General features: G+C 64.3%; 19 protein-coding genes and 1 tRNA gene. 4 read left to right on the top strand and 16 right to left on the bottom strand.

Annotation, left to right across the window (positions count from 1 at the left end; all coding sequences use genetic code 11):
- Positions 1 to 3: 3 nt before the first annotated feature.
- From KYK29_RS18260 to KYK29_RS18220, 9 genes are all read right to left on the bottom strand, one after another.
- Positions 4 to 1311, bottom strand: coding sequence for an aspartate aminotransferase family protein (locus KYK29_RS18260; RefSeq protein ID WP_254692323.1), 1308 nt, complete (start codon positions 1309 to 1311; stop codon positions 4 to 6).
- 6 nt (positions 1312 to 1317) lie between these two features.
- The gene (locus KYK29_RS18255) at positions 1318 to 2466 is read right to left on the bottom strand and encodes a phosphotransferase (protein ID WP_254692322.1); all 1149 of its coding nucleotides are present in this window, start codon (positions 2464 to 2466) and stop codon (positions 1318 to 1320) included.
- A gap of 36 nt (positions 2467 to 2502) precedes the next feature.
- The gene (locus KYK29_RS18250; RefSeq protein WP_254692321.1) at positions 2503 to 3294 is read right to left on the bottom strand and encodes an SDR family NAD(P)-dependent oxidoreductase; all 792 of its coding nucleotides are present in this window, start codon (positions 3292 to 3294) and stop codon (positions 2503 to 2505) included.
- Positions 3291 to 4388: an ABC transporter ATP-binding protein gene (locus KYK29_RS18245; protein WP_254692320.1), complete on the bottom strand. Its 1098-nt coding sequence runs from the start codon at positions 4386 to 4388 to the stop codon at positions 3291 to 3293. Before KYK29_RS18245 ends, KYK29_RS18250 begins: the two co-directional genes overlap by 4 nt.
- 14 nt (positions 4389 to 4402) lie before the next feature.
- On the bottom strand, positions 4403 to 4825 hold the full coding sequence (locus tag KYK29_RS18240) for a diol dehydratase small subunit (protein WP_254692319.1): 423 nt from the start codon (positions 4823 to 4825) through the stop codon (positions 4403 to 4405).
- Positions 4822 to 7095, bottom strand: coding sequence for a propanediol/glycerol family dehydratase large subunit (locus tag KYK29_RS18235; RefSeq protein WP_254692318.1), 2274 nt, complete (start codon positions 7093 to 7095; stop codon positions 4822 to 4824). The genes KYK29_RS18240 and KYK29_RS18235 overlap by 4 nt, the downstream gene beginning before the upstream one ends.
- 2 nt (positions 7096 to 7097) lie before the next feature.
- The gene (locus KYK29_RS18230) at positions 7098 to 8015 is read right to left on the bottom strand and encodes a carbohydrate ABC transporter permease (protein ID WP_254692317.1); all 918 of its coding nucleotides are present in this window, start codon (positions 8013 to 8015) and stop codon (positions 7098 to 7100) included.
- Between the two features lie 82 nt (positions 8016 to 8097).
- The gene (locus KYK29_RS18225; protein WP_254692316.1) at positions 8098 to 9399 is read right to left on the bottom strand and encodes an extracellular solute-binding protein; all 1302 of its coding nucleotides are present in this window, start codon (positions 9397 to 9399) and stop codon (positions 8098 to 8100) included.
- Positions 9400 to 9461: 62 nt separating this feature from the next.
- Positions 9462 to 10283, bottom strand: coding sequence for a carbohydrate ABC transporter permease (locus tag KYK29_RS18220; protein WP_254692315.1), 822 nt, complete (start codon positions 10281 to 10283; stop codon positions 9462 to 9464).
- 298 nt (positions 10284 to 10581) lie between these two features.
- Between KYK29_RS18220 and KYK29_RS18215 the strand changes: the two genes are divergently transcribed.
- Positions 10582 to 10842: a hypothetical protein gene (locus tag KYK29_RS18215; RefSeq protein WP_254692314.1), complete on the top strand. Its 261-nt coding sequence runs from the start codon at positions 10582 to 10584 to the stop codon at positions 10840 to 10842.
- A gap of 24 nt (positions 10843 to 10866) precedes the next feature.
- Here the strand turns inward: KYK29_RS18215 and KYK29_RS18210 are convergent.
- Positions 10867 to 10943: transfer RNA gene (locus KYK29_RS18210), tRNA-His, on the bottom strand.
- Between the two features lie 149 nt (positions 10944 to 11092).
- Positions 11093 to 11542: a phasin gene (locus KYK29_RS18205; RefSeq protein WP_254692313.1), complete on the bottom strand. Its 450-nt coding sequence runs from the start codon at positions 11540 to 11542 to the stop codon at positions 11093 to 11095.
- Positions 11543 to 11786: 244 nt separating this feature from the next.
- Between KYK29_RS18205 and KYK29_RS18200 the strand changes: the two genes are divergently transcribed.
- Together KYK29_RS18200 and KYK29_RS18195 are read left to right on the top strand one after the other, a co-directional pair.
- Positions 11787 to 15245 carry a sensor histidine kinase gene (locus tag KYK29_RS18200; RefSeq protein ID WP_254692312.1) on the top strand — a complete coding sequence of 1153 codons (3459 nt, stop codon included), beginning with the start codon at positions 11787 to 11789 and terminating at the stop codon, positions 15243 to 15245.
- A 254-nt stretch (positions 15246 to 15499) separates the two neighbouring features.
- Entirely contained in the window at positions 15500 to 17080 is a 1581-nt protein-coding gene (locus tag KYK29_RS18195) for an ABC transporter permease (RefSeq protein WP_254692354.1), read from the top strand.
- Positions 17081 to 17106: 26 nt separating this feature from the next.
- Here KYK29_RS18195 and KYK29_RS18190 read toward each other — a convergent pair whose 3' ends face one another.
- A complete protein-coding gene (locus tag KYK29_RS18190) occupies positions 17107 to 19059 on the bottom strand; it encodes an acetoacetate--CoA ligase (protein ID WP_254692353.1) in 1953 nt (650 codons plus the stop codon).
- Between the two features lie 180 nt (positions 19060 to 19239).
- Between KYK29_RS18190 and KYK29_RS18185 the strand changes: the two genes are divergently transcribed.
- Entirely contained in the window at positions 19240 to 21069 is a 1830-nt protein-coding gene (locus KYK29_RS18185; protein ID WP_254692311.1) for an AsmA family protein, read from the top strand.
- 12 nt (positions 21070 to 21081) lie between these two features.
- Here KYK29_RS18185 and KYK29_RS18180 read toward each other — a convergent pair whose 3' ends face one another.
- From KYK29_RS18180 to KYK29_RS18165, 4 genes are all read right to left on the bottom strand, one after another.
- A complete protein-coding gene (locus KYK29_RS18180) occupies positions 21082 to 21903 on the bottom strand; it encodes an ABC transporter permease (RefSeq protein WP_367881007.1) in 822 nt (273 codons plus the stop codon).
- Positions 21904 to 21907: 4 nt separating this feature from the next.
- Positions 21908 to 22819: an ABC transporter permease subunit gene (locus KYK29_RS18175; protein ID WP_254692309.1), complete on the bottom strand. Its 912-nt coding sequence runs from the start codon at positions 22817 to 22819 to the stop codon at positions 21908 to 21910.
- Positions 22820 to 22823: 4 nt separating this feature from the next.
- A complete protein-coding gene (locus KYK29_RS18170; protein ID WP_254692308.1) occupies positions 22824 to 23966 on the bottom strand; it encodes an ABC transporter ATP-binding protein in 1143 nt (380 codons plus the stop codon).
- Between the two features lie 80 nt (positions 23967 to 24046).
- Positions 24047 to 25141, bottom strand: a complete 1095-nt coding sequence (locus KYK29_RS18165; protein ID WP_254692307.1) for a polyamine ABC transporter substrate-binding protein — start codon at positions 25139 to 25141, stop codon at positions 24047 to 24049.
- Positions 25142 to 25161: the final 20 nt, after the last annotated feature.

Raw genomic sequence — 25161 nt, 5'->3', positions numbered from 1 at the left:
CCGTCAATGGGCCGCCAGAGCCCCTCGCACGGCTTCCAGAAAACGTTCGGCCTCCGCCCGGCGAAGCACCAGCGGCGGACGGATCTTGAGGATGTTCGCCCCCGGCCCGGTGGCGCTGATCAAAACGCCGTTGCGACGCAGATAATTGACCAGATGGCTCGCAAGGCGGGCGTTGGCCGCGGAACCTTCGACGCATTCGACGGCAAGGAACAGCCCGGCGCCGCGGATATCACCGATATCGTCGCGACCCGATGTGATCTCTCCCAGCTGTTGCTTGAGGAAGGCGCCCGTCGTGCGCGCATTTTCCTGCAAGCCATCTTCCTCGATCACATCGAGCACGGCCATCCCGGCGGCGCAAGCTACCGGATTGCCGCCGAACGTGTTGAAATAGCGGGCCCTGACGCCGAATTCCTCGACAAGTTCCGGGCGCAATGCCACGCCCGCGACGGGAAAGCCATTGCCCATCGGCTTGCCCATGGTCACCATGTCCGGCACGAGCCCATGGCGCTGAAAACCCCAGAAAGCATCCCCGGTGCGCGCGAAGCCGGATTGCACCTCATCCGCGATGAAGACACCGCCTTCGGCCCGGATCAGGTCGACGGCCGGCTTGAGAAAACCCGCCGGATCGGGATAAAGCCCGTCGCTGGAAAAGATCGTGTCCACGATCAAGGCGGCCGGCTCGATGCCGTCGGCGCGCATCGCGGCGATGGCGACGGCCAGATCGGCGGCGAATTTCGCACCCTGCTCCAGGGGCGGCACAGTGAGCGCATTCGGCGCCGGGATCAGCCGCACGCGTGGTCCGCGCGGCACGAAATCTCCGAGCGACGGGGAAATCTCGGAGACCGCCTCGGTGAGGCCATGATAGGCAAGGCCGGTGACGATCACGCCCTGCCGCCCGGTGAAGGAGCGCGCGATCCTCAGCGCAAGGTCGTTGGCCTCCGATCCGGTGCAGGTGAACATCACATGACCCAGCGCATCGGGCATGGTGCCGAGCAGCCTGTCCGCATAGGCGACGACGCCTTCATGCAGATAGCGGGTGTGGGTGTTGAGGGTGCCGAGCTGGCGCGTGACTGCCTCGACCACTTTCGGATGGCAATGGCCGACTGACACCACATTGTTGTAGGCGTCGAGATAGGACCTGCCCTTGTTGTCGTAGAGCCAGACGCCCTCGCCGCGCACGAGATGCAGCGGCTCCTCGTAAAACAGGCGGTAGGCCGGGCCGAGCACCTTGCGGCGATGCGCGATCAGCGCCGCGTCCCCGGCTTCGAGGCCCGCGGCATGGTCCGGGTCAAAGGCGTTCACCATGGTCATGACGATTTACTCCGGTTTGGCGGAAAGGGCGGCGGCGCGCAGCGCTTGCGCGGTCTCGCGGGCGCCGATGCGGTCGATGACATCCAGCCCCCGCAGCGAGGCGGCGGCATTGCGCAGGATATAGGCGGCATTTTCAGGATAGCGCCGCGCGCGCCATGCGGTGATGGCGAGCGTGGTGATGTGGCGCAGCCGGATCAGGTCCGGCAGCAGCGCGAATTCCTCCTCCTCCAGCGGCAGGACGAGGCAATAGCCCGCGACCAGATCGGCGATCCGGCGTAGAGGATCGGCGTCGTCGGTGACGTGATAGGAGCAGGCGACCGCCAGATCGCAGAGGATCGGCGTATGCACCATATCGCCGAAATCGATGATCCCGGTCAGGCGCGTGGCCTCCGGCGCGTCCACCACGAGATTATGCGGATTGAAATCATTATGGACGATCTGGGTGCGCAGGTGGGGCAGACGCGGCGCGATCTCGGCGTCGAAACGGTCGAGCAGCGCGGTCAGCCTGAGCCGCAAGCCGCTGTCCTCGACGGACTCCAGCATGGGACGCAGCCGCCCGGCCCATTTGATATCCCATTGCAGCATGTGCCCGGCCGCCGGATGGAAGAAGCCGCGCAGCGCCTTGGTCAACCGTGCAAGCAGGATGCCGATGCCGCGATGCAGATCGGGGCCGGCGGTGGCCGCATGCAGCATCGTACCGTCGATAAAGGTCAGCAGCCGCGCCACATGTTCCTGTCCCGAGGGACCGGTGACGATCTCCCACGGCCGGCCCGCCCGCGTCTCGCAGACGCGTTGCACCGGCAGCGCCGGATCGACGGCGGCGAGATGTGCAAGGGCTGCGGTCTGCATGGCCGTGACGGCGCGATCCTCCGCTGCATTGGTGATCTTCAGCAACGCCTGCTCACCGCCGGCGAGGCGGATATGGAAGTTCGAATCCCGCTCGGAGGACAACATCCGCATCTCGCCGGAAATGCCGAACACACGCTTGGCGATACGGGCGCCCTCTTCCAGTGAGACACCCGGCGGGGCTTGCGACAGAAGCGCGCTCTCGGCGATGGCGCCGGCCTCTGCCGTGCAGGCGGGGTCCGTCGTCGCCACGAACGGCGGCAGGCCGCCGGAAGCGTCGACAGCGGCCGGATGGGGATTGATCAGCACGACGATATCCTTGTTGCTGGGCTTTGGCTGTTTGCGTCAGCTCGAAGAGTTGCTGCCCCCGGCGAGGCATTCGCCGCCATCGACCACCAGCGCATGGCCGGTGATGAAGGAGGAACGATCCGAGCAGAGAAAGAGAACGGCTTCGGCAATCTCCTCCGGCCGGCCGAAACGCCCCATCGGCACCAGATCGCGGACGACCTTTTCCAGCGCCGCGCGACCGCCGAGCTGCGCCTCATAGGGGCCGTTGAATGGCGTATCGACCCAGCCGGGGCAAAGCGCATTCACGCGGATGCCGTCCCGGGCATAGTCCAGCGCGATCTGCTTGGTCATGGTGATGACAGCCGATTTGGTGGTGATATAGGCAAGCATGCCCTTGTCGAGAAACACGCCCGCATTCGAGGCGGTGTTGAGAATCACCCCGCCGCCCTGCGCCCGCATATGCGGCAGCGCAGCCTTGCAGGCCGCAAACTGCGCGACGACATTGATCTCGTAGCTCTTGCGCATGTCGCCGGCATCGATCTGCTCCAGCGCACCGCCGATCTGGATGCCGGCGTGATTGTGCAGGATGTTCAGCGCGCCGCGCTCACGCACCACGCGGGCAAAGACCTCGGTGACCGCGGCCTCATCCGCCACATCCATCGCCGAGGATGCAGACAGGCCGCCAGCGGCCTGGATTGCCTCCGCCGTCTCCTGCGCCATCGCCGCGTCACGGTCGGTCACCATCACAAAGGCGCCATTGGCGGCGAGGATACGGGCGGACTCGCGGCCGATGCCGGATCCGGCGGCGGTGACGAGCGCGATCTTGCCGCCGAGAAGAGTGTCGCTCATGGGGTGTCTCCTTCATTGCGCAGGCTGCGCTCGGTTCTGGCGTCGAACAGATGCACGGCACCGGCATCGATATGGAAGTCGCGCGTCTGGCCCCGCTGCGGCGCGGTGCCGGGTTGCAGGCGCAAGGTCACTTCCTGACCGGCAAAATCGCCGATGACATAGACTTCCGCGCCGCAGGGCTCGATCAGCGACGCGGTGATGGCGAAGGAGGGCCAGTCGGAACGACCCGCTTCCAGATGGAACGCCTCGGGCCGGATGCCGAGCAGAACCTCGCGCCCGTTCTCGCCCTTCAGATGGGCGAAGGCCTGCGGCAGCGGGAAGGAGGGGCCTCCCGTCACCGCGATGACACCGTCCCGCACCAGGGCAGGCAACAGGTTCATGGCCGGCGAGCCGATGAATTTGGCGACAAAGGTGGTGGCGGGGCGATTGTAGAGATCGTCCGGCGCGCCGATCTGCTCGATCCGACCCTCGCGCATGGCGACGATCCGGTCGGCCAGCGTCATCGCCTCGATCTGGTCGTGGGTGACGTAGATCACCGTCTGTTTTTCTTCCAGATGCATGCGCTTGATTTCCGCCCGCATCGAGGTGCGCAGCTGCGCATCGAGGTTGGAGAGCGGCTCGTCGAAGAGATAGACCGCCGGCTGCCGCACCATGGCGCGGCCCATGGCGACGCGCTGGCGCTGGCCGCCCGAAAGTTCACGGGGTTTGCGTGTCAGCAGATGGTTGATATGCAGCATTTTCGCCGCCCGGTTCACCTGATCGTCGATCTGCGCCTGCGGAACCTTGGACAGCTTCAGGCTGAAACCCATATTCTCGGCGGCGGTCATATGCGGGTAGAGGGCATAGGACTGGAAGACCATCGCGATATCGCGGTTGCGCGGCGAAAGGCGCGTGACGTCGCGTTCCCCGATACGAATCTCGCCCGCCGATGTGGCTTCCAGCCCGGCGATCATGCGCAGCAGCGTGGTCTTGCCGCAGCCTGACGGACCGACCAGCACCACGAATTCCCCATTGGCGATCCTCAGATCGAGGTCGCGGATGATATCGACCGCGCCGAATTTTTTGGCGAGCCCGACGACTTCCACCTGAGCCATTTCTCTTTCCTCTTCTAGAATCTCTTTGTGAAAAGACCGCGCCGCTCGCAGACATCGGCAGCCTCTTCGATCAGCGCCGCAATGCGGGTCGCGCCATAATCGACCCGCATCAAAGTGGCGCGCTCACGCAGCTGATCGGCGGATTTCGCGCGGCCGGGGCGCAGCAGTTCGTAGGTATCGAGCAGCATTTCCTGCGGCACGGCGACCAGTTCGGCGGCGCGTTCGAAATTCTCGGCGAGACGGTCGCGGTCCGTGGCGCGGGCGACATCGGCCTGCAATCGCAACGCCTCCGGCGTGATCGCGAGATCCTGTGCGACGATCCGGCCTTCCAGCACCGCGTCGACGGTGAAATCCTCAAGCCCCAGCCCGGTCTTGCTGCGCACCAGATGCGGCGCCTTCTCGGAAAGGGGGTACAGATTGCGGGCATCGGTGCTCATGCGTTACGCTCCGCGCTGGCGAAGAACATCTCTTCCGGCTCGGCGCCGGGTTCGCTCATTTCCGTCTCGATGGCATAGAGCAGCGCGACGCGCGGGTGGAAGCGCGCGCCGAGCGCCTGCCCGTCGTTGGTCACGATGATCGGCTCGGGCGTCTCGCCCCAGGTCATGCGCCCGGCATTGCGGCCCATGGCGCGATATTGCTCCAGCGACACCAGCGGCGCATTGGAGAACAGCTCCAGATTCATATGCGGCAGCCGATCCCGGTGGTGGATGATCGCGGTGCCCTTGGCCTGAATGCCGATTCCGTAGCCGGAGCCCGCCAGATGCGCAGCACTCAGGCCAAGGAAGGACGTGTCGGCCGTATGCCGGATCCGCACCACCCGCGGCATGCCGCCACCTTCCAGGATACCCCGGGTCAGCGCGTCCAGCACATCGCTGACCGCATGGCCCGCCGTCGTGCGATGCAGCCGCTCGCCGAAGGCCGGAGAAATGCCGACCACCACCTCGTGCGGATCGTGGCCCTTGCCGGCCTTGCCGATCGGGTAGAACTGCGCCGAACCCGTCGGCGCCTCATGGCTACCCTCGGCGTCAAGGACATGACTGCGATTGATCGTGCCCCTGACCGCCTTCACGCGGCTCCAGCGGGCCTCGTCCATACGGTAGCCGGTGCCTGGCCCCGAATAGTGGTTCGGATCGTTCACCGCGCTGACGACCTTGCCGTCGCGGACGATGGCCGAGGTTTGCAGATAATCGCCGCTTACGCGCTGGCGCAGCATGCTCATCAGGTTTTCGGCCATCGCGCGATGGCCGCGCAACGCCAGCGCCCGCACCACATCGAGGGCGGTCAGCCCGCGCGCGGCGATATCGCGGCTGATTTGCAGGGTGCGGACCGGAGGAAAGGTTTCGGTGTCATCGGAGCCGGAGGCATGGATGACGCTGGCCTTCATTCCCGCATCGGCCCTGGCAAGGCCAAGCTCGTCCAGCACATCGTCGATCGCCTCCACCGCCTGACGCCGCACCGCAAGCGCTTCCTCCTCGGTCAGCGGCGCAAGCCCGCCATCCACCTCGAAATCCCGTTGCAGGACGAGGTAGTCCTCCATCTCCTCGGCGTTGAAAAGCGAGGGATTGAAGGAATTGTCATAGGCGCGGATCGAGCCGAAGCCGGAGGTGATCAGGTCCGATCCCGCCAGCAGGTAGGGCGTGATCTTCGCACCGATGCGGATCTCGGATTCCGACGTCTTGGTGTCGTTGCCCGAGGCGCATTCCAGCCCCAGCCAAACCGCCAGCAGGTTTTCCGCCATCAGCTCCCGGATCCCGCCCGGCATCGAGGCCGTCAGCGGCGCACCGTCGACGCCCCCGTTCTGGGTGCCCTGAACGCCCATGGCGCGCTGGAGGCAGAGGCAGCGGGCTTCCAGATACAGCACCGAGCATTTTTCATGAAACCCCATCAGCAATTCCGAGCCCGCCCCCGACGTGCAGCGGGCCTTGATGCCCCGCGAGGCATAGGCGGCCGTCAGGAAGGTCTTCGACCAGGGCGTATCGTCGCCGTCGACGAAAGAGCGTTCGCTGCCATAGACGGAGACGGTCTCGGCATAGGTCGCAAGGCCCGCAAGGCCGATCTTCAGTTCCTCGGCCTCTTCGATCGAGCACTGGAACAGGGTGCTGCCGCGCCCGGCGGCCGCACCCACGGTGCAGGCCAGCGCATTGGCCCAGGCATTGCCCGCCACCCGCATGGTGGTTTCGATCTCATCGAAGCCGAGCGCCACGGCAATGGCGGAATCGGCCGCCAGTTGCAGCGGGTCGTCCTTGGCGTTGGTGACATGCGCCTGGTTGCCGGGGCTATGACGCTGGCGCATCTTGGAATAGGCGAAGGTCGACTCCAGCGCCGAAAGCCGGCCCACCACCTCGGCCAGTTTGGCGGGGGTCATGCCGCGCGCCAGCCGCTCGAGACCCTCGCGCGGCACGTTCACATCGACCAGCATCCGCGCGACCACGGTGCTGTCGAGCGCCATCGCCTCGGCAGCGACGGTCCGGTCGATGTGATGGGCGGCGATGAAGGCGTCGAGAATGTCGAAATCGGCGGCCTTGCGGCCATCCATCTCAAGGATCGCCCCATCCGGCCCGAGCGTCAGCCCGGGCGCGGGATCCCAGGGCGAATGAAAGACTGCAAAGCCGTTTTCCGGGCTTTCCTCCGAGAAACTGTCCAGCCGCAAGGGGCGCTGGTCCCATTCCTGCATGCGCTTCCAGCGCGAAGCCTGATCCTGCGTCATTCTCAGTTCTCCCGCATGATGCGCAGCAGAACGACCGTCAGGACGACCACCGCCGCGAGAAGGATGAAGGAAACGGCCGCCGCCTGGCCGATATCGAGGAAACGGAAGCCCAGACGGTAGGCGTAGAAGCTGATCGTCTCGGTCACCTTGCCGGGACCGCCCTGCGTCAGCATGTAGATCAGGTCGTAGCTCTTCAGCGCGGTGATCATGCGGATCAGCAGCGTCACGAGGATGACCGGTTTCAGCATCGGCAGGGTGACATGCCAGAGGATCTGGAAGGCGCTGGCGCCATCGATGCGCGCGGCCTCCACCGGATCCTGCGGCAGCGATTTCAGCCCGGCATAGAGCATGATCAGCATCAGCGACGTCTCGTTCCAGATATCGACGAACACCACGGTCGCCAGCGCCAGATCGGGATCGCCGAACCAGCCCTGCTGGGGGATGCCGACCAACGACAGCAGCCAGTTGATGATGCCGAGATTGGGGTTGAACATCAGCCGGAACATCAGCGCCACCGCCACCGGCGTCATCAGGATCGGCAGCATCAGCACCAGCAGGTAGATTTCGCGGAACTTCAGCCAGGACTGGTTCAGGAGGAGCGCAAGGCCGAAGGCGATCAGGAATTCCAGTACGACCACAATCACCGTCAGCTTCATCGTGACCCACGATACGCCGGCGAATTCATCGCTCATCATCACGGCGTAGTTCTCGAACCAGACGAGATCGCCCATGCCATAGGTGATGATATATTCGTGCAGGCTGAGCCAGAAGGAATAGAGAAGCGGCCCCGCCACCACCAATGCCAGCACGAGGATGGTCGGTGTCATGAACAGCAACTTGTAAAACCCGGTCGACAACCCGTCCGATCGGGGAGACGCGGCGGAATAGGCGGGTCTTGTGGTCTGGCTGATGCTTGTCATGCTTCTGAAATCCGTCGCACGGGAGGATCGGGGCTGCGGCCGGCCGATTATCCGGCCGCAGCGGTTTCATGGGGGATGGGGATCACTTTAGCAGCGGATCGCCCCTCGTCAGACGGGCGAACTTGTCTTCGGCATTGGCGATGGCCGTCGCCGGATCCGTGCCGTTGGCGAGAACGTCGCCCATCACCTCGGCGAAAACCTCGACGAGCTGGGTTGCGCGCGACATGACCGGCAGGCCCTTGGCGTGGGCGAGCGCATCGCCTACCGCCGCCATCTGCGGCCAGAGCTTCAGATACTCGGCGTCGTCATAGATCCAGGCCTGCGTCGCCTGGCCGCCGGCCATGGCGCGCTTCATCGCCACATCCCTGGATTCCACCCACTTGATGAACTCCCAGGAACAATCCGGATTGGCGGCATTGGTCGGGATCGACCAGCCCCAGGCGCCGAGCAGGCTGTCCTCGCCGGGCATGCGCGCGAAGGCCACTTTGTCGACCACCTGCGATTCCTTCGGATCCTGCAAGGTCGGCATCAGGAACAGGTAGGAAATCGCGAAAACCGCCTTGTCCTGCTTCAGCGTATTGGCGACATCGTCGAAATTCGCGCCGAGCGCGCCGGGCTGGGCGGCATTGGCCAGGAGGTCGGCGTAGATCGTCACCGCCTCGATGCCTTCGGGCGAGCCGAGCGCCGGCTCCCATGTTTCACGATCGTAGAAATCCGCGCCGAGCGAGAAGACATAGTTCGTGGCTTCCATCACCACCGGGTCGGCACGCTGGCCCGACATGGCGACGCCGGCCTTGCCGGTATGCTGACCTGCCCATTTGGCGACTTCGGCATATTCCTGAAGCGTTTCGGGCAGACGCCAGTCGCGGCCGAAATTTTCCTTGTAGGCAGCCTGGAAAGCCGGATCCTCGACGATGTCCTTCCGGTAGAGCATGCCCATCGCATATTGCCAGAACGGCAGCATATAGGTGGTGTCCTTCACCTTGCCGTTCACATCCATCAGCGCGGGATAATAGACCGAGGTGTCGATCTTGTCGGCGGCGATGCGCTCGTCGAGCGGCTGGATCCAGTTGGCGGTGACAAACTCGCCCGCCCAGTAACTGTCGACCGCCAGCACGTCATATGAGCCGGAGGAGGCCGTCAGGCTCGGCACCAGCTTTTCATGCATCAGCGAATAGTTGACCGCTTCCATGTTCAGCTTGGCGCCCGACAGGGCCTCGAATTCCGGGGCGACCTCGATCAGCGCGGTGCTGTCAGGCACGGTCTCGAGCAGAAGGTTCAGCGTCTTTCCCTTGCAGACGGCAGCGGGATCGGCGAGCGCTGTCGAGGCGGCGAGCAGCGAGGCGGCCATCACGCCAAGCCTTGTTGTGATCAGTCTGGGCATGCTTCGATCTCCTTGGTGAGGTTGAATACGGAATTCGGACCGTGGGTCCCGTATGTTGCCGGTTAGCCCTTGACCGCTCCGAGGTTCAGCCCCGAGACGAGAAAACGGCGCATGGCGAAATACAGGATCGCCATTGGCAGCATGGCGAGAATGGTCGCCGCGCTGACCGCCCCGATCGCCGTGCCCTGCTGGGTGACCAGGCTGGATATGGCGACGGGAAGGGTCTTCGACTCGTTGCCCGACAGCATCAGGGCAAAGAGAAACTCGTTCCAGCTCAGCACAAAGCTGAGGATGGTGGCCGCCCCGATTCCCGGCAGCAGCGCGGGAACGATGATGCGGATGAAGGCGGTCATCGGCGTGCAGCCATCGATCAGCGCCGCCTCGTCCAGCTCACGCGGAACGCGCTTCATGAAGCTCATCATCAGCCAGACGACATAGGGCAGGTTGAAGGCGAGATAGGTGACGATCAGGCCGGCGCGGGAGTCGGTCAGGCCGATATCCTTGAAGATCAGGAAGAAGGGGATGACCAGCACGATGGGCGGCATCATCTGGGTGGCGAGGATGACGATCGGCATCGCGTTACCGCCGGCCTTGTAGCGGTCGATCGCATAGGCCGCGAGCGCGCCGATCACGACCGCCAGCAACGTGGAGGTCAACGAAATGATCAGGCTGTTCAGGAAGAATGTACCGAAATCCATCTCGACGAGGATCATGCGGTAGTTGTCGAGGGTCGGTGTGAAGAACAGCGCGGGCGGCAGCTGATAGGCAACGATCTTGTCTGCAAACGAGGTCCGGAGCACCCACAAAAGCGGTGAAAGCACCACCAGGCAGCAGAGGCCGAGGATCAGATGCGTGACGATACGCAGAAGAAGGGAAGGCTGCATTCTGTCGCCTGTAATTTGTTATAACAAATATCGTGCAACGCATCTGTGGGGAAGATCGGGGGCTTGTCAAGCGCTTTTCGCGATATCCCCGCACTCTCTGGCCGCGCCGAAAAAACGGACAACATGCAGCGGCCACCCCATGGGAGTTGCGAAAATTTTTTGTGAAAACAATATGTTGCGGATCGACAGGCGCGGCTTCCGGCAAAGCCGGGGATGCGCCGGAGACGGTCAGGCATCAGGACGCCTGTCGAATCCGCGCCGATGAGCCGTGCCTCGCGGAAAAAGTTCCGGCGAGGATATGCCGTACATCGATAGCGAAGGGATCGACACGCCCGTCGTCGGGAAGATCGAAAAACTGGTGTGGCTGGATATGGGACGACCGGCTGTCGGCCACGATCAATTTGGTGCGCGCGGAGTTTTACCGCCCGTGGCGGAAATCCAGATCGCCCGTGAGTTCACGAAGCTGGCAAGATCCCTGAACAGGGAATGTTCCGGAAGTGATCCAGAAGCCCATGGCACTCATCCGATACGTCGACCGGCAATGAGACGTGACGCTTAAAGTGCTGATTTCATTATGGAAGAATGGTACGGTTGGGGGGTCTCGAACCTCCGACCTCAGGTGCCACAAACCTGCGCTCTAACCAACTGAGCTACAACCGCACTTGCACGGGCAAGCCGCGCTTGGGCCGTCACATACGGGCAGCGGACCATTTTGGCAAGCCCCTTGTGGTCGCCGGCCCAAAAAAACCGGGCACGACGGCCCGGCCTTTTTCGATGGCGGCGGGCGCTTCCGCCCGGCCGGTCCGGCGTCAACCGGCCTTGAACGACTTCATCGCCTTTTCAGCCGCGGACTTGCCCGGGGCGGCGACCTTCTCGGCGACCCTGCGGGAGGTTTCCTGCAAGGTACGGGCCTGCTCGACGGCGACTTCGGCCTGCTTGCGCAGGAAGGCCGTCTGCAATTCGAAAAGTTCGGCGACGGATTTCACGCCGAGCAGCGCTTCCATATGCGAAAGCGAGTTCTCGGCATTGGTGCGAAGCGCGTCGATGGCCTTGAGGCCGAGTTCGACGGTACCGGTCTGGGCGCTTTCCATCGTGGCTTCCGCCGTCTGCGTTGCCTCTTCGGCCGCTTCCTTCATCCGCGCGTAGGCTTCCTTGGACTGCGCCGCGCCTTTTTCGGCGAAATCGCGGAAGCTCTCGGAGAACTTTGCCGGGTCGAGGGCGGCGATGGAGAATGCGTCGTCGGTTTTTCTGGTAGCCATTTTCTGCGCTCCTTTGTTGGGCCCTCTTCAGAGGCGCCATGTTCGGATTGGCTGCTTTATAGCGCATATTATTTTGCATTGCAACATAATTGTGCAGCGCACAATAAAAGCTGCGGGGCGTTAACCCTTCTTGCCGAAAGCACCGCGCCTGTCGGGGCTTTTGCTGGACCCGCAACGGCGGGATGGCTATTAATAAAGCGTTAATCGACGTCCACCATGCCGGAAGCCAGACACAGGCCAGAACATGTCCGCCAAGCAGTATCCCTTTATCGACGTCGCCGTCCATGAACGGGTACGTGCGCCCTTTTCCCGGGGCGATGCCGTGGTGCTCTTCTCGCCGGACATGGCGCGCGTCCTGTGGGCCAACGGCCGTGGCGCGGCCCTCTTCGGCCACGACAATATCTACGATTTCCTCGATGCAGGGCCGGACACGGCGAATGTCGCCTTCCGTCAGCTTTCCGCCACCGCGCGGCAGGCGCGCCGGCCGGGCGAGGCGCGCACGCTGCTGATGCGGATCGGCGCCGGGTTCCGCAGCGCTCCCGTGCAGGCAGAGGTCGAATGCATCGCGCTCCGGCCGGCCGAAAACGCCATCCTGTTCAGCGCGCCGGTCACGGTGGGCGAGCAGAGCCCGGAAGAGGCGGCGCAAGCCATGCTGTCCGGCTTCGACGACCCGGATACGCATATGGCGGTGCTTGACGAGGATGGCGGCGTCATCGCCGCCTCCGAAGGCTTCTCCGGCCTGTCGATCAGCCCCGAAACCCGCCGCCTGCTGGTGGGAGCGGCCGGCCGTGACGCGGATCGGCTGGTGAAGCGGCCGATCCCGACCGGGCGCGGCCATCTACCCGCCGCCATCGGCCGCGTCTCGGAGGCGCCCGCGCTGCATCTGCTCTTCGCCGTGGAAACCATCCTCGGCCACCTCGATCCCGATGCCGGCGATGCGGAAGCCTCCGACGATCCCGGCATCGAGGATATTTCCCCTGCGGCCATGCAGGCCGATCCCGACACTTCGGCCGCGACCTCGATATCGAGCGAGCCCGTCGAGGACACCATTCCACCGCAGCCCGGAGAAACGGAAACCGCGCAGGACACGCCCGCCCCTGAAACTCTGGCACCCATGGACGAGGGACAGGACGGAGCCATGGCCGCGCAGGAGCCCGCGGCCATCGCCTCCCCCGCCGCTTTCGTCTTCAATCGCCAGAGCCGACCCGTACGCTTCGTCTGGAAGATCGACGCGGAAGGCCGCTTCAGCGAGATTTCCGAAGAATTCCCCGCCACCGTCGGGCCTGCCGCCGCCGCCATCACCGATGAACGCTTCAGCGATGTCGCCAAACGCTTCGATCTCGACCCGGACGGCAAGATCGGCGAATTGCTCCGCCGGCGCGACACCTGGTCGGGCAAGACCATCCTGTGGCCGGTTCAGGGCACCAGTCTCGTCGTGCCGGTCGATCTTGCCGCGCTGCCGACCTATTCCCGCGCGCGCGAGTTCGATGGATTTCGCGGGTTCGGTATCCTGCGCATCGCCGATGCGGAAGAAGACCCGCGAGCCCGTGGCCTGACGCTGGGCCTCTCGCACGAAGCCGAAGGGGAAGACGTTGCGGCGGATGCCGCGCCCCCCGCACCGGAACCGGTCTCCAGCCCCGATGGCGCCGAGCCCCCGGAAACATCACCGGACGAAGCCGGCGCGTCTCCGGCCGGCGTCCCGGATGCAGCGGCGCAGGAAGAGACCTTTTCGCACGACGCCTTTCAGGGCGAGCGACCGGCCCTGCGGCTGGTCGAAAATCCCGGCCGGCGCGAGCCGGACAAGATCGTGCGCCTTGAAGCGCGGCGCGAACGCAGCCTTTTCGAGGGACTGTCGAGCAGCGAGCAGGCGGCCTTCCGCGAAATCGCCCGCCAACTCGGCGACACTTTCGGCAAGCGCAAACCGGAGGATCGTCCGTCCGACGAGGATGAAAGCCCGACCGGCGAAACGGGCGCGGAAACCGTGACGCCACCGCCGCAGGAACCCGTCGACGCCGTCTCCCCGGCCACCAGCGGGCCTGCCGATGAAGATATGGCCGATGACGACCCGGCCGCTGCCGCCGGCCGCCGCCTAGAGCCTGACGCCGCCCCGGAGGAAGACGCCGAAGCCGCACCGGCCGATGCGGTAGACGACGGCCACGGCGGGATAGCACCGGCACGCACCCGGATGGAATACGGGCTTACCGCCACCGTCGTCGACGCGTTGCCGGTGGCGCTGCTCATCCACGTCGGCGACCAGTTGATTCATGCCAATCCCGAGTTCCTGCGCCTCACCGGCTATGCCGCGCTTTCCGATCTCGACACGGCGGGCGGGCTCGACACGCTTTTCGAGCAGCCGGCGGAGGAAGGACGCTATGGCGCGGGCATGATGGCGCTTCATCATGCCGACGGTCATGCGGCCATCCCGGTCCGCGCCCGCCTGCAATCCATTCGCTGGGAGGATGGCACGGCGCTGATGCTGGCGCTGACGCCGGCCGGCAAGCCCGCGCCGGAAGCAGAAGACGGCCGGAAGGACGAAAACGGCGAGCAGGCCGGCAATGCCGAACAGATAGCCACCACGGCGCTGCGCGTGGAGATCGGCGAATTGCGCTCCATCCTCGAAACGGCGACCGATGGCGTCGTGGTCGTCGGCCAGGACGGAGCCATCCGCTCCATGAACCGCTCGGCCAGCGCCCTTTTCAACTATGACGAGGACGAGACGCGCGGGCGGCCCTTCGCCATGCTCTTTGCCCATGAGAGCCAGAAGGCCGTTCTCGATTATCTTGCCGGCCTTTCCGACCATGGCGTCGCCAGCGTGCTCAACGACGGTCGCGAGGTGATCGGACGGGAAGCCGCGGGCGGTTTCATCCCGCTGTTCATGACGATGGGCCGCCTTTCGGCCTCCGCCGGTTATTGCGCGGTCATTCGCGACATCACGCAATGGAAACGCACCGAGGAAGAACTGCGCAACGCCAAGCGCGCCGCCGAGATGGCCAATGCCCACAAGAGCGACTTCCTCGCCCGCGTCAGCCACGAGATCCGCACCCCGCTCAACGCCATCATCGGCTTTTCCGACATGATGGCGACGGAACGTTTCGGGCCGGTCGGCCATCCGCGTTACATCGAATACGCCAATGACATCGGCCGCTCCGGCCGCCATGTGCTCGATATCGTCAACGACCTGCTCGATATTTCAAAAATCGAGGCAGGGGAGATGGATCTCGATTTCACCGCCGTCGGCCTCAACGAAACGGTCGCCGAAGCGGTTTCGCTGGTGCAGCCGCAGGCCAATGCGCAACGCGTGATCATCCGCACCTCGCTCACCAACACCGTGCCGAAAATCGTCGCCGACCAGCGCTCGATCAAGCAGATCGCCCTGAACATCCTGTCGAACGCCATCCGTTTCACCCCCTCGGGCGGCCAGATCGTCGTCTCCACCGTCTATGAAGCCAACGGCAGCGTCGCCCTGCGCATCCGCGACACCGGCATCGGCATGACCCGCAACGAACTGGAACAGGCCATGAAGCCGTTCCGCCAGGTGACGACGGGGGGTGGCCGCAAGCGCGGCGACGGTACCGGCCTCGGCCTGCCGCTGACGAAAGCCATGGTGGAAGCCAACCGGGCGAGCTTCGCCATCAGTTCCACGCCCAACGAAGGCACACTGATCGAAGTGTCCTTCCCGTCACCGCGCGTGTTGGCAGATTGAGCCGATTGGATTAGAGCGGGAGACGGCACGCCCCATCGGAGCCGCCTCCCCCGCAAGGTCGGCCAGATCACAAGAGGCGGATGAGGAACGGCTTCCGGAGGCCCCGGCTTGCCCAGGGACCTTCTTTCTCCGAGGTGGACATCTTGCAGGCTTCTTCCGAAAGCATACCGGCCCGACAGGGCGTCCGACGCTCCGCCGCAAGACGTCATCCCCTTCTTTCCGGCACCGCCGTGCTCGCCGCGCTGGTCGCGCTCATGCCGGTGATCGCGATCCTCGTCATCGCGGCGACCGGTGGCACGGACAGCTGGCCGCATCTGCTGCAAAACGTCATTCCCCGCGCCACGATGCGCACCCTGCTGCTGCTTGCCGGCGTGGGCGCCGTCACCGCGGCGGTGGGCGTCGGAACCGCCTGGCTTGTGGCAAGCTGCGATTTTCCGCTGCGCCGGAGCCTTTCCGCCCTTCTCGTCCTGCCGCTCGCCATCCCGTCCTATCTCGGCGCTTACGCCTTTGCGGAATTCTTCTCCTTCACCGGCCCCGTGCAGTCGGCCTATCGCGGCCTGTTCGGCTTCCAGTCGAGCCGCGACTACTGGTTTCCGGAAGTGCGCACGACCGGCGGCGCGGTGCTCGTGCTGGCAAGCGTCCTCTATCCCTATATCTATCTCGCCACGCGCTCGATGTTCCTGATGCAGGGGCGCGCGGCGGCGGATGTGGCCCGAACGCTCGGCGCGGGGCCGTTCAGGGTGTTCACACGGGTGCAGATCCCGATGGCGCGCCCCGCCATCATGGTCGGCCTGACACTGGTGGGCATGGAGACGCTGAACGATATCGGCGCCGTCGAATATCTCGGCGTCCAGACGCTCACCTTTTCGATCTTCGACACCTGGCTGAACCGCGGCAGCCTCGCCGGCGCGGCGCAGATTGCCTGCATCATGCTCCTGTTCGTCGCCGCCCTGCTCTTCATCGAGCGCGCCGCGCGCCGCAGCCAGCGCTTTACCAGCCAGAAGACCACCGCCGCCGTGCAGAATTCCGTACGGCTGAAGCTCTCCGGCTGGAAGAAATGGGCCGCAGCCCTCGCCTGCCTGCTGCCGCCGATCATCGGCTTCGTCGTCCCGGTCTACGTCCTCGGCGGCTACGCCCTTCACCGCCTGGAGCAGTTCTCGTCGACGCGCCTGCTGTCGGCGCTGTGGAACAGCGTGTTCGTATCGGCCTCCACGGCCATCATCGCCGTCGGGGTCGCCTTCGTTCTCGCCTATGCCGCCCGCATCACGCGCTCGCAGACGACAGCGGTGGCAAGCCGCCTTGCCTCCTTCGGCTACGGCGTCCCGGGAACGGTGCTGGCTATCGGCGTGCTGTTTCCGCTTGCCAGTTTCGACAATGCGCTCGATGCTTTCCTCAGGGCGAATTTCGGGGTTTCCACCGGCCTTCTTCTTTCCGGCACCGGCTTCGCCATCGTCTATGCCTGCACCGTCCGCTTCCTGACGATGGCCGAGGGAACGATCGATGCCGGTTTCCACAAGCTCTCGCCGCATCTCGACATGGCGTCGCGCACGCTGGGACGCACGAGCACCCAGACGCTGCGGAGCGTGCTTCTGCCGATGATGCGTCCCGCGACGCTGACGGCCGCCCTTCTCGTCTTCATCGAGACGATGAAGGAGCTTTCCGCAACGATCCTGCTGCGCCCCTTCAACTTCAACACCCTGGCGACGCTCGTCTACGAGGACGCCTCGCGCGCGAAGGTGGAAGACGCCTCGGTGCCGGCCATCATCATCGTCGTCGCCGGGCTGATCCCGGTCTTTCTCGTCTCGCGCTCGCTCGACGGCGGCAGGGAGGATTAGTCAGAGCCTGAGGGCCGCTCCCCTTCTTAGGTCTTCAGCGCCTCCAGGCCGGCGTAAAGCTCCAGCGCTTCCGGATTGGCGAGCGCCTCCCTGTTCTTCACCGGCCGGCCGTGCACCACTTCGCGCACGGCAAGCTCGACGATCTTGCCGGACTTCGTGCGCGGGATATCGGCCACCTGCACGATCTTCGCCGGTACGTGGCGGGGCGAGGCGCCCGTGCGGATGCGGGTGCGGATCGTCTTTTCCAGCGCCTCGTCCAGCAGCCTGCCGGCGGCCAGGCGCACGAAGAGCACGACCCTGACATCGTCATCCCATTCCTGACCGATGCAGAGCGCCTCCGCCACCTCGTCCAGTTGCTCGACCTGATTGTAGATCTCCGCCGTACCGATGCGCACGCCGCCCGGATTGAGCGTCGCATCGGAACGGCCGTGGATGACGATGCCGCCATGGGCGGTCCATTCGGCGAAATCGCCATGGCACCAGATATTGTCGAAGCGCTCGAAATAGGCGGCGCGGTATTTCACACCGTCCGGATCGTTCCAGAACATCACCGGCATGGCGGGAAACGCCCGGGTGCAGACAAGTTCGCCCTTTTCCCCGCGCACCGGCCGGCCGTCCTCATCCCACACATCCATGGCAAGCCCGAGGCCCGGCCCCTGGATTTCCCCGCGCCAGACGGGTTTCACCGGAACCCCGAGCACGAAACAGGAGACGATATCCGTTCCACCCGAAATGGAGGCAAGCTGCACGCCCGGCCTGATACCTTCGTAGACGAAATCGAAGCCTTCCGGCGAAAGAGGCGAACCGGTCGACGCCACCAGCCGCAATTTCGACAGGTCGTGCGTCGTGCGCGGCGTGAAGCCGCCCTTGCGCAGCGCGTCGATATATTTGGCGGACGTGCCAAAGACGGCAAAGCCTTCGTCCTGCGCATAGTCGAACAACACGTTGCCGTCCGGATAGAACGGCGAGCCGTCGAACAGGCAGAGCGTCGCGCCGAGGGCGAGGCCCGAGACCAGCCAGTTCCACATCATCCAGCCGCAGGTGGTGAAATAGAACAGACGCTCGTTTTCCGTCAGGCTGCAATGCAGGCGATGCTCCTTCAGGTGCTGCAGCAGCGTTCCGCCGGCCGAATGGACGATGCATTTCGGCACGCCGGTCGTTCCGGACGAAAACAGGACATAGAGCGGATGGCGGAAGGGAAGACGCGCAAAGCTGAGGGGTTTCGGCAGGTAGGGCGCCATCAGCGCATCGAGGGTGCGGCCGTCCGGCAGGGAGGCGGCGAGGGCTTCGGCATCGCCCGCGTAATGCACCACGAGAACCGCCGCGCCGAGCGCCTTGGAAACCACCCGCACCTTTTCCGAGACGTCCTGCAACTTGCCGTTATACCAGTAGCCATCGCAGGCGATGAAGAGTTTCGGCGTGATCTGGCCGAAACGGTCGAGCACGCCCTGCTCGCCGAAATCCGGGGAGCAGGAGGACCAGACGGCCCCAAGCGAGGCCGTCGCCAGCATGCAGGCGATGGTTTCCGGCATATTCGGCATCATCGCGGCGACACGGTCGCCCTCGCCTATTCCCATGGCGGCGAAAGCCTGCTGGAGTTGCGAGACCCGGGCGCGCAATTCATCCCAGGACCAGCGATAGGACAGCTTGTCCTCGCCGCGGAACACGATGGCGTCGCCGGGACCGGAATGCCGGAGAAGGTTTTCCGCGAAGTTCAGGCTCGCCTGCGGAAAGAACCGCGCCTCCAGCATGCGCTCGCCGTTTTCGAGGATCTCCTCGCCCTTCTCACCGATCACGCCACAGTCGTCCCAGATGGCGCTCCAGAACGTCTCCCGATCCGCAACCGTCCAGGCGTGAAAATCGTCATAGGACCCGAAGGATCGCCCCGCACGCGACGCGCAAGCCTTCATGAACAGGGCCATCGGGCTCTTTTCCAGAATTTCGGCCGTAGGTTCCCACAGGAGCTTTTCCGTCGTCATCATGTCCCTCCACTCCACGGATTTCTATAGCATGTTGCGCTGCCATAAAAAGCGCCGGGCGACGGATCGCGTCGTCACAGGACGCATTTGCGCGATGGCGCATTTGATTTCCGGCCGGCAAGCGCCTATCCCCCTTTACCTCGGAACAACAGAACGCTTGCGACAGGGGATCGCGCCGGAATGACCCTTTCCCGTTTCATCCGCTCGAAACAGCTCGTGTGGGGCATCCTCGCCGTTCTTGCCGCCGTCTTCGGTCTGCGCGCCGCCGTGCCCTTCCTCGTCCAGACCGATCTTGTCGGCCGTTCGGTGGAGGAAACGCTGGAGGCATGGACGGGCGCCGACGTCGTCATCGGCGTCGAGCCGCAATTTTCCTTCTGGCCCTATCCACGCGTGACGCTCGGGGACGTGCGCTTCCTCTCCGCAAGCGCCGGGCGGGAGGAACTGGGCCGGATCGACAGCCTGTCTGCGACTTTCGATCTTCTCGGAGCCGTCCGCGGCCGCCCCGCCTTTTCGGACTTCGAACTCGCCCGCCCGGTCATCCGCCTGCAACCGGATGAAAGCGGCGCGCTCAACTGGCGGCGCGGTGGCTGGATGACAGAGGCGGTGGACGCGTTCGCGGCCGCACGGGATGGAAAGACACCGCCCCTGAGGCACAAGCGCATGGGCGAGTTCAATATCGTCGACGGAGCGCTCATCGTCACCGGACGGGGGGGTGTCTATCGCATCACCGATATCAACGGCCGGCTCGACTGGCCGACGATCAGCGGCCGGCTCGATCTTGCCGCCTCCGCGGTGATCAACGGCGAAGTCACGCGCTGGACCGTCACCTGCGACAAGCCGCTGGCGCTTCTCGCCGGCCGCGATTCAGCGATGCGGATCAAGCTTTCGGCCGATCCGGCCACCATCGCTTTCGACGGTGTGGCCAACCTGTCGACGCAAACCTTTCTCTCCGGCAAGCTGGAACTATCGGCCCGCTCGCTCGGCCGCCTGCTTGCCTGGCAGGGCAAAGAGATCCCGGCTCTGGAACGTGCCGGGGCGATCACCGTCGAAGCCCGGGTGACCGCGGAAAACTATGCGGCGAAACTGGAGGATCTGCGCCTCGGCCTCGAGAACGCGCAGGCGACCGGCGTCCTGGACGTCAGCATGCCTCCCGGCCGCAAGCCGCGCATCGGCGGCACGCTCGCCTTCGACCGGATCGATTTCATGGCGGTGCTTGCGACCCTTTCTCCGGCGCCGGAGAAAACCGATGTCGCCGCCGCCGGTATCGACACCGCCTTCATCCGCCAGTTCGGCCTCGACCTGCGTCTTTCGGCAAAAAGCGCGGTGCTTGGACCCTTTTCACTGGAAAACCTCGGCGCCGGCGTGCGGACCGAGGATGGACGCGCCGCCTTCGACATCGGCGACGCCACGCTTCTCGGCGGCTCGCTTTCCGGGCGCCTGACCCTGACGGATCAGGGCTTCCAGGGCGGCGGGCAATTGCAGGCAAGCCTGCGCGACATCGATATCGGCGGCCTCATCCAGACATTGAAGCTGGAAGGGCCGCTACCGTCCGGGCGCGGTACGGCGGATATCGAACTTGCCACCGACCGGCCCTTGCCGCTTACGGGGCTTTCCGACCTTTCGGGCCGGTTCCGCCTGCATATGGATCAGGGCGCCCTGCTGCGTTTCGACAGGCAGACCTTCGAAGACCTGGCCGTCAAGCGGCGCTTCTTCACCATCGGGCAGGCCGCCGGCGGGACGTTCGACTTCACCAGCGCGGAGGTCGATGCGCGGCTGGACCGGGGGCTTGCGGAACTGACCCGCGCCACGATCACCGGCAGCGAGAAGACGCTGTCGCTTTCCGGTATCGTCCCCTACCGCAGCGGCAGCCTCGCGCTCGCCGGCCGGCTCGCCGACACGCCGAAAGACGAGGGCTCCGGTTCCGCGGCTCCCGCGCTCAACTTCTTCGTCGGCGGCTCCTGGCCGGATGCGGTGATCTCGCCGCTCTCCGCCCTTACCGGCGACAACTGACGACAACGGGCGTCAGCCGGCGGCAAAGGCCGCCCGTTCGTCGCGCTCCTGCTGGACCGCGCGCCGTTTCGTGAGAATCGACGCGACAAGGACGCCGATGGCGACGAGCCCGATGAGAATCGTGCAGGCCGCGTTGATTTCGGGTGTCACGCCGAGACGCACCTGGCTGTAGATCTTCATCGGCAGGGTCGTCGCGCCGGGACCTGAAGTGAAGCTGGCGATCACGAGATCGTCGAGCGACAGCGTCAGCGCCAGCATCCAGCCGGAAAGCACCGCCGGCGCGATGATCGGCAACGTCACCTGGAAGAAGGTGCGCACCGGCGTGGCGCCGAGATCCATCGCCGCCTCCTCGATGGAGCGATCGAAGGACAGGAGCCGCGACTGTACCACCACCGTGACGAAGCACATGCTGAAGGTGATATGGGCAAGCGTCACCGTCCAGAAGCCGCGATCGAAACCGATGGCGACGAAGAGCAGGAGCAGCGACAGGCCGGTGATCACCTCCGGCATGACGAGCGGCGCATAGACCATGCCGGAAAACAGCAGCCGGCCGCGAAAGCGCGTGTAGCGCACGAGCGCCAGCGCCGCCATGGTGCCGAGCACCGTCGCCACGCTGGCGGCGAGAAGCGCCACGCGGATCGTCACCCAGGCCGCATCGATAAGACCCTGATTATGGAAAAGCGAAACATACCACTTCGTGGAGAAGCCGGCCCAGACGGTGACGAGTTTCGACTCGTTGAAGGAGAAGATCACCAGCAGCAGGATCGGCAGGTAGAGGAAAGCGAAGCCGAGCACCACCGACACGATGTTGAAACGGGACCAGGTATTGTTCACGGGCCTACCTCCCCTTCTCTTCGGCTTTCGCCTGCGCATTCTGGAAGAACACTATGGGCACGACGAGGATGAGGAGAAGGATCGTCGCCACGGCGGCCGAGACGGGCCAGTCGCGATTGGCGTTGAACTCGTTCCACAACGTCTTGCCGATCATCAGCGTCTGCGACCCGCCGAGCAGATCGGGGATGACGAACTCGCCGACGGCCGGGATGAAGACGAGCATGCAGCCCGCCACCACGCCGGGAACCGACAGCGGGAAGGTGATTTTCCAGAAGGCCGAGACCGGTGGCGCGCCGAGATCCTGCGCCGCCTCGATCAGCGAATGATCGAGCTTTTCCAGCGTCGAATAAATCGGCAGCACCATGAAGGGCAGGTAGGAATAGACGATACCGATATAGAGCGCCCAGTTGGTGTTGATGATGATCAGCGGATCGTTGATCACGCCGATCCCCATCAGGAACTGGTTCAGCAGGCCTTCCGGCTTGAGGATGGCGATCCAGGCATAGACGCGGATGAGGAAACTCGTCCAGAACGGCAGGATCACCAGCATCAGCAGCGTCGGGCGCAGCGCGCGGGGGGCCTTTGCCATGCCATAGGCGACGGGATAGCCGATCAGCAGCGCCAGGATCGTCGAAACGCCCGCAATCCAGAGGCTGGAGAGATAGGCGTTGATATAGAGCGCGTCCTCGGTCAGCCAGAGGAAATTATCGAAATGCAGTTCGCCAAGCTTGCCGATGAACCCGGACAGACCGTCGGCAAATCCGAAAACCGGCACGTAGGGCGGCTGCGCGATCGCCATGGTGGACAAGGAGATGCGGAAGACGATGAAGAAGGGAACGAGGAAGAAAAACAGCAGCCAGACATAGGGAACGATGATGACCAGGCGGCTGAAGAGAGCGGAGCCGAGGTTGCGCATGTCGTCAATCCCTCAGTACGACGCCGGCGGTCTCGTCGAACGACACCCAGACCTTCTCGTCATAGACGATGGGGTCCTCGACCTCGCGCCTCGCATTCAGCATCGAGGCCTTCAGCACCTTGCCATTGGCAAGCCGGATGTGGAAGACCGTCATATCGCCGAGATAACCGATATCCCAGACCTCGCCCTCCACGGCATTGACCCCGGGATCCGCGGGCGCCGCGCGATCGACACGCAGTTTTTCCGGCCGGATGGCGAAGCCGGTGCTGACGCCGTTGGCCGGGATCTCGCCGCTTGCCGCGCGAATGGTCAGCCCATCGGCGCCGGCAAGCTCAACCCGGCCGTTGCCGCTCGCCGTGACCTTGCCTTCGAGAATGTTCACGTCCCCGATGAAATCAGCCACGAAACGGGAATTGGGAGCCTCGTAGATCTCGGCGGGCGTCGCCACCTGGATGACCTCGCCATGGCTCATGACGGCGATGCGGTCGGCCATGGTCATCGCCTCCTCCTGATCGTGCGTGACGACGACGAAGGTGAGGCCGAGTTCCTGTTGCAGGTCCATCAGCTCGAACTGGGTTTCCTCGCGCAGCTTCTTGTCGAGCGCGCCGAGCGGCTCGTCGAGCAGCAGCACCTTCGGCCGCTTGGCGAGCGAACGGGCGAGCGCCACGCGCTGACGCTGGCCGCCGGAAAGCTGGTGCGGCTTGCGTTTGGCGAACTGCTCGAGCTTCACGAGCTTCAGCATCTGCGCGACCCGTTCGGCAATCTGGCTTTTCGGCATGCCGTCCTGCCTGAGGCCGAAGCCGATATTGCTCTCCACCGTCATATGCGGAAAGAGCGCATAGGACTGGAACATCATGTTGACGGGCCGCCGATAGGGCGGGATGCCGGCAATGTTCTGCCCGTCGAGGATGATTTCGCCCGACGTCGGCTTCTCGAAGCCCGCCAGCATGCGCAGCAAGGTCGACTTGCCGCAGCCCGACGCGCCGAGCAATGCGAAGAATTCACGGTGATAGATATCGAGCGTGAGATTATCGACGGCGGTGAAATCACCGAACGTCTTGGTGACATTGCGAAACGTTATGAACGGCGTGGCGTCCGGATCCGTCCAAGGCGCAAAAGACCGACGGGTGTTGCCGAGAGATTTCATTGCCTGCCCCTGTATCGTATGTCTGGCATGCGGACGAAATTGCCCGGAAGCGAGCTTCCGGGCAATCCACATCCCAAGGGCTACTGCCCGGTCACGACCCTGGTCCAGGTTCGCGTGAACAGGCGCTGGGTCTTGGCGTCCAGCGTGGTGTTGCTGAAGAGCTTGGCGAGCGTCTCCTCATCCGGATAGATCGTCGGGTCTTCGATGATGTCCGCCGGCAGGATCGCCTGCGACGCCTTGTTGCCATTGGCGTAATGGACGTATTCCGTCGACTTGGCGATCACCTCCGGCCGCATGACGTAATCGAGGAAGGCGTGCGCTTCGTCGACATGCGGCGCATCGGCGGGGATCGCCATCTGGTCGAACCACATCTGCGTGCCTTCCTTCGGAATGCTGTAGCCCAGTTCGACGCCGTTTTCGGCCTCATCGGCCCGGTCGCGCGCCTGGAAGACATCGCCCGACCAGCCGACCGCGATGCAGATGTCGCCATTGGCCAGACCGTTGATGAATTCCGAGGAGTGGAACTTGCGGACGAAAGGACGCACCTTGAGGAGCGCTTCTTCGGCCTTGGCGATATCTTCCGGCTCGTGGCTGTCGGGATCAAGCCCGAGATAGGCGAGCACCACCGGGATCATGTCGGTCGGCGAATCGAGGAAGTTGATGCCGCAATCCTTGAGCTTGGCGGCGTATTCCGGGTCGAAGACCATCTTCCAGCTATCGACTTCGTCGGTGCCGAGAGCTTCCTTCACCTTGGCCTTGTTATAGCCGATGCCGACGGTGCCCCACATCCAGTTGATCGAATATTCGTTGCCGGGGTCGAACGGCTGCATGCGCTCGCTGATCATGTCCCACATGTTCTTCAGGTTCGGCAGCTTCGACTTGTCGAGTTTCTGATAGACACCGGCTGCGATCTGGCGTTGCAGGAAGGTGTTGGTCGGCACGACGATATCATAGCCGGTGCCGCCCGCCAGGAGCTTGGTCTCGAGGATCTCGTTGGAATCATAGACGTCGTAGACGACCTTGATGCCGGTTTCCTTGGTGAAGTCGTCAATGATCGACGCATCGATATAGTCCGACCAGTTGTAGACGTTGACGACTTTCTCCTGTGCGAAGGCGCTGCCGGCGGCCAGCAGGGCACCCGCCGCAACGGCCGCCAAAAGAACGTTTCTCTTCATAGATTTTCTCCCGGTTTTAA

The sequence above is a fragment of the Shinella daejeonensis genome (assembly GCF_024281235.1).
GTDB classification, from domain to species: Bacteria; Pseudomonadota; Alphaproteobacteria; order Rhizobiales; family Rhizobiaceae; genus Shinella; species Shinella daejeonensis.
This window is presented reverse-complemented; position numbering and strand designations above follow the sequence as displayed.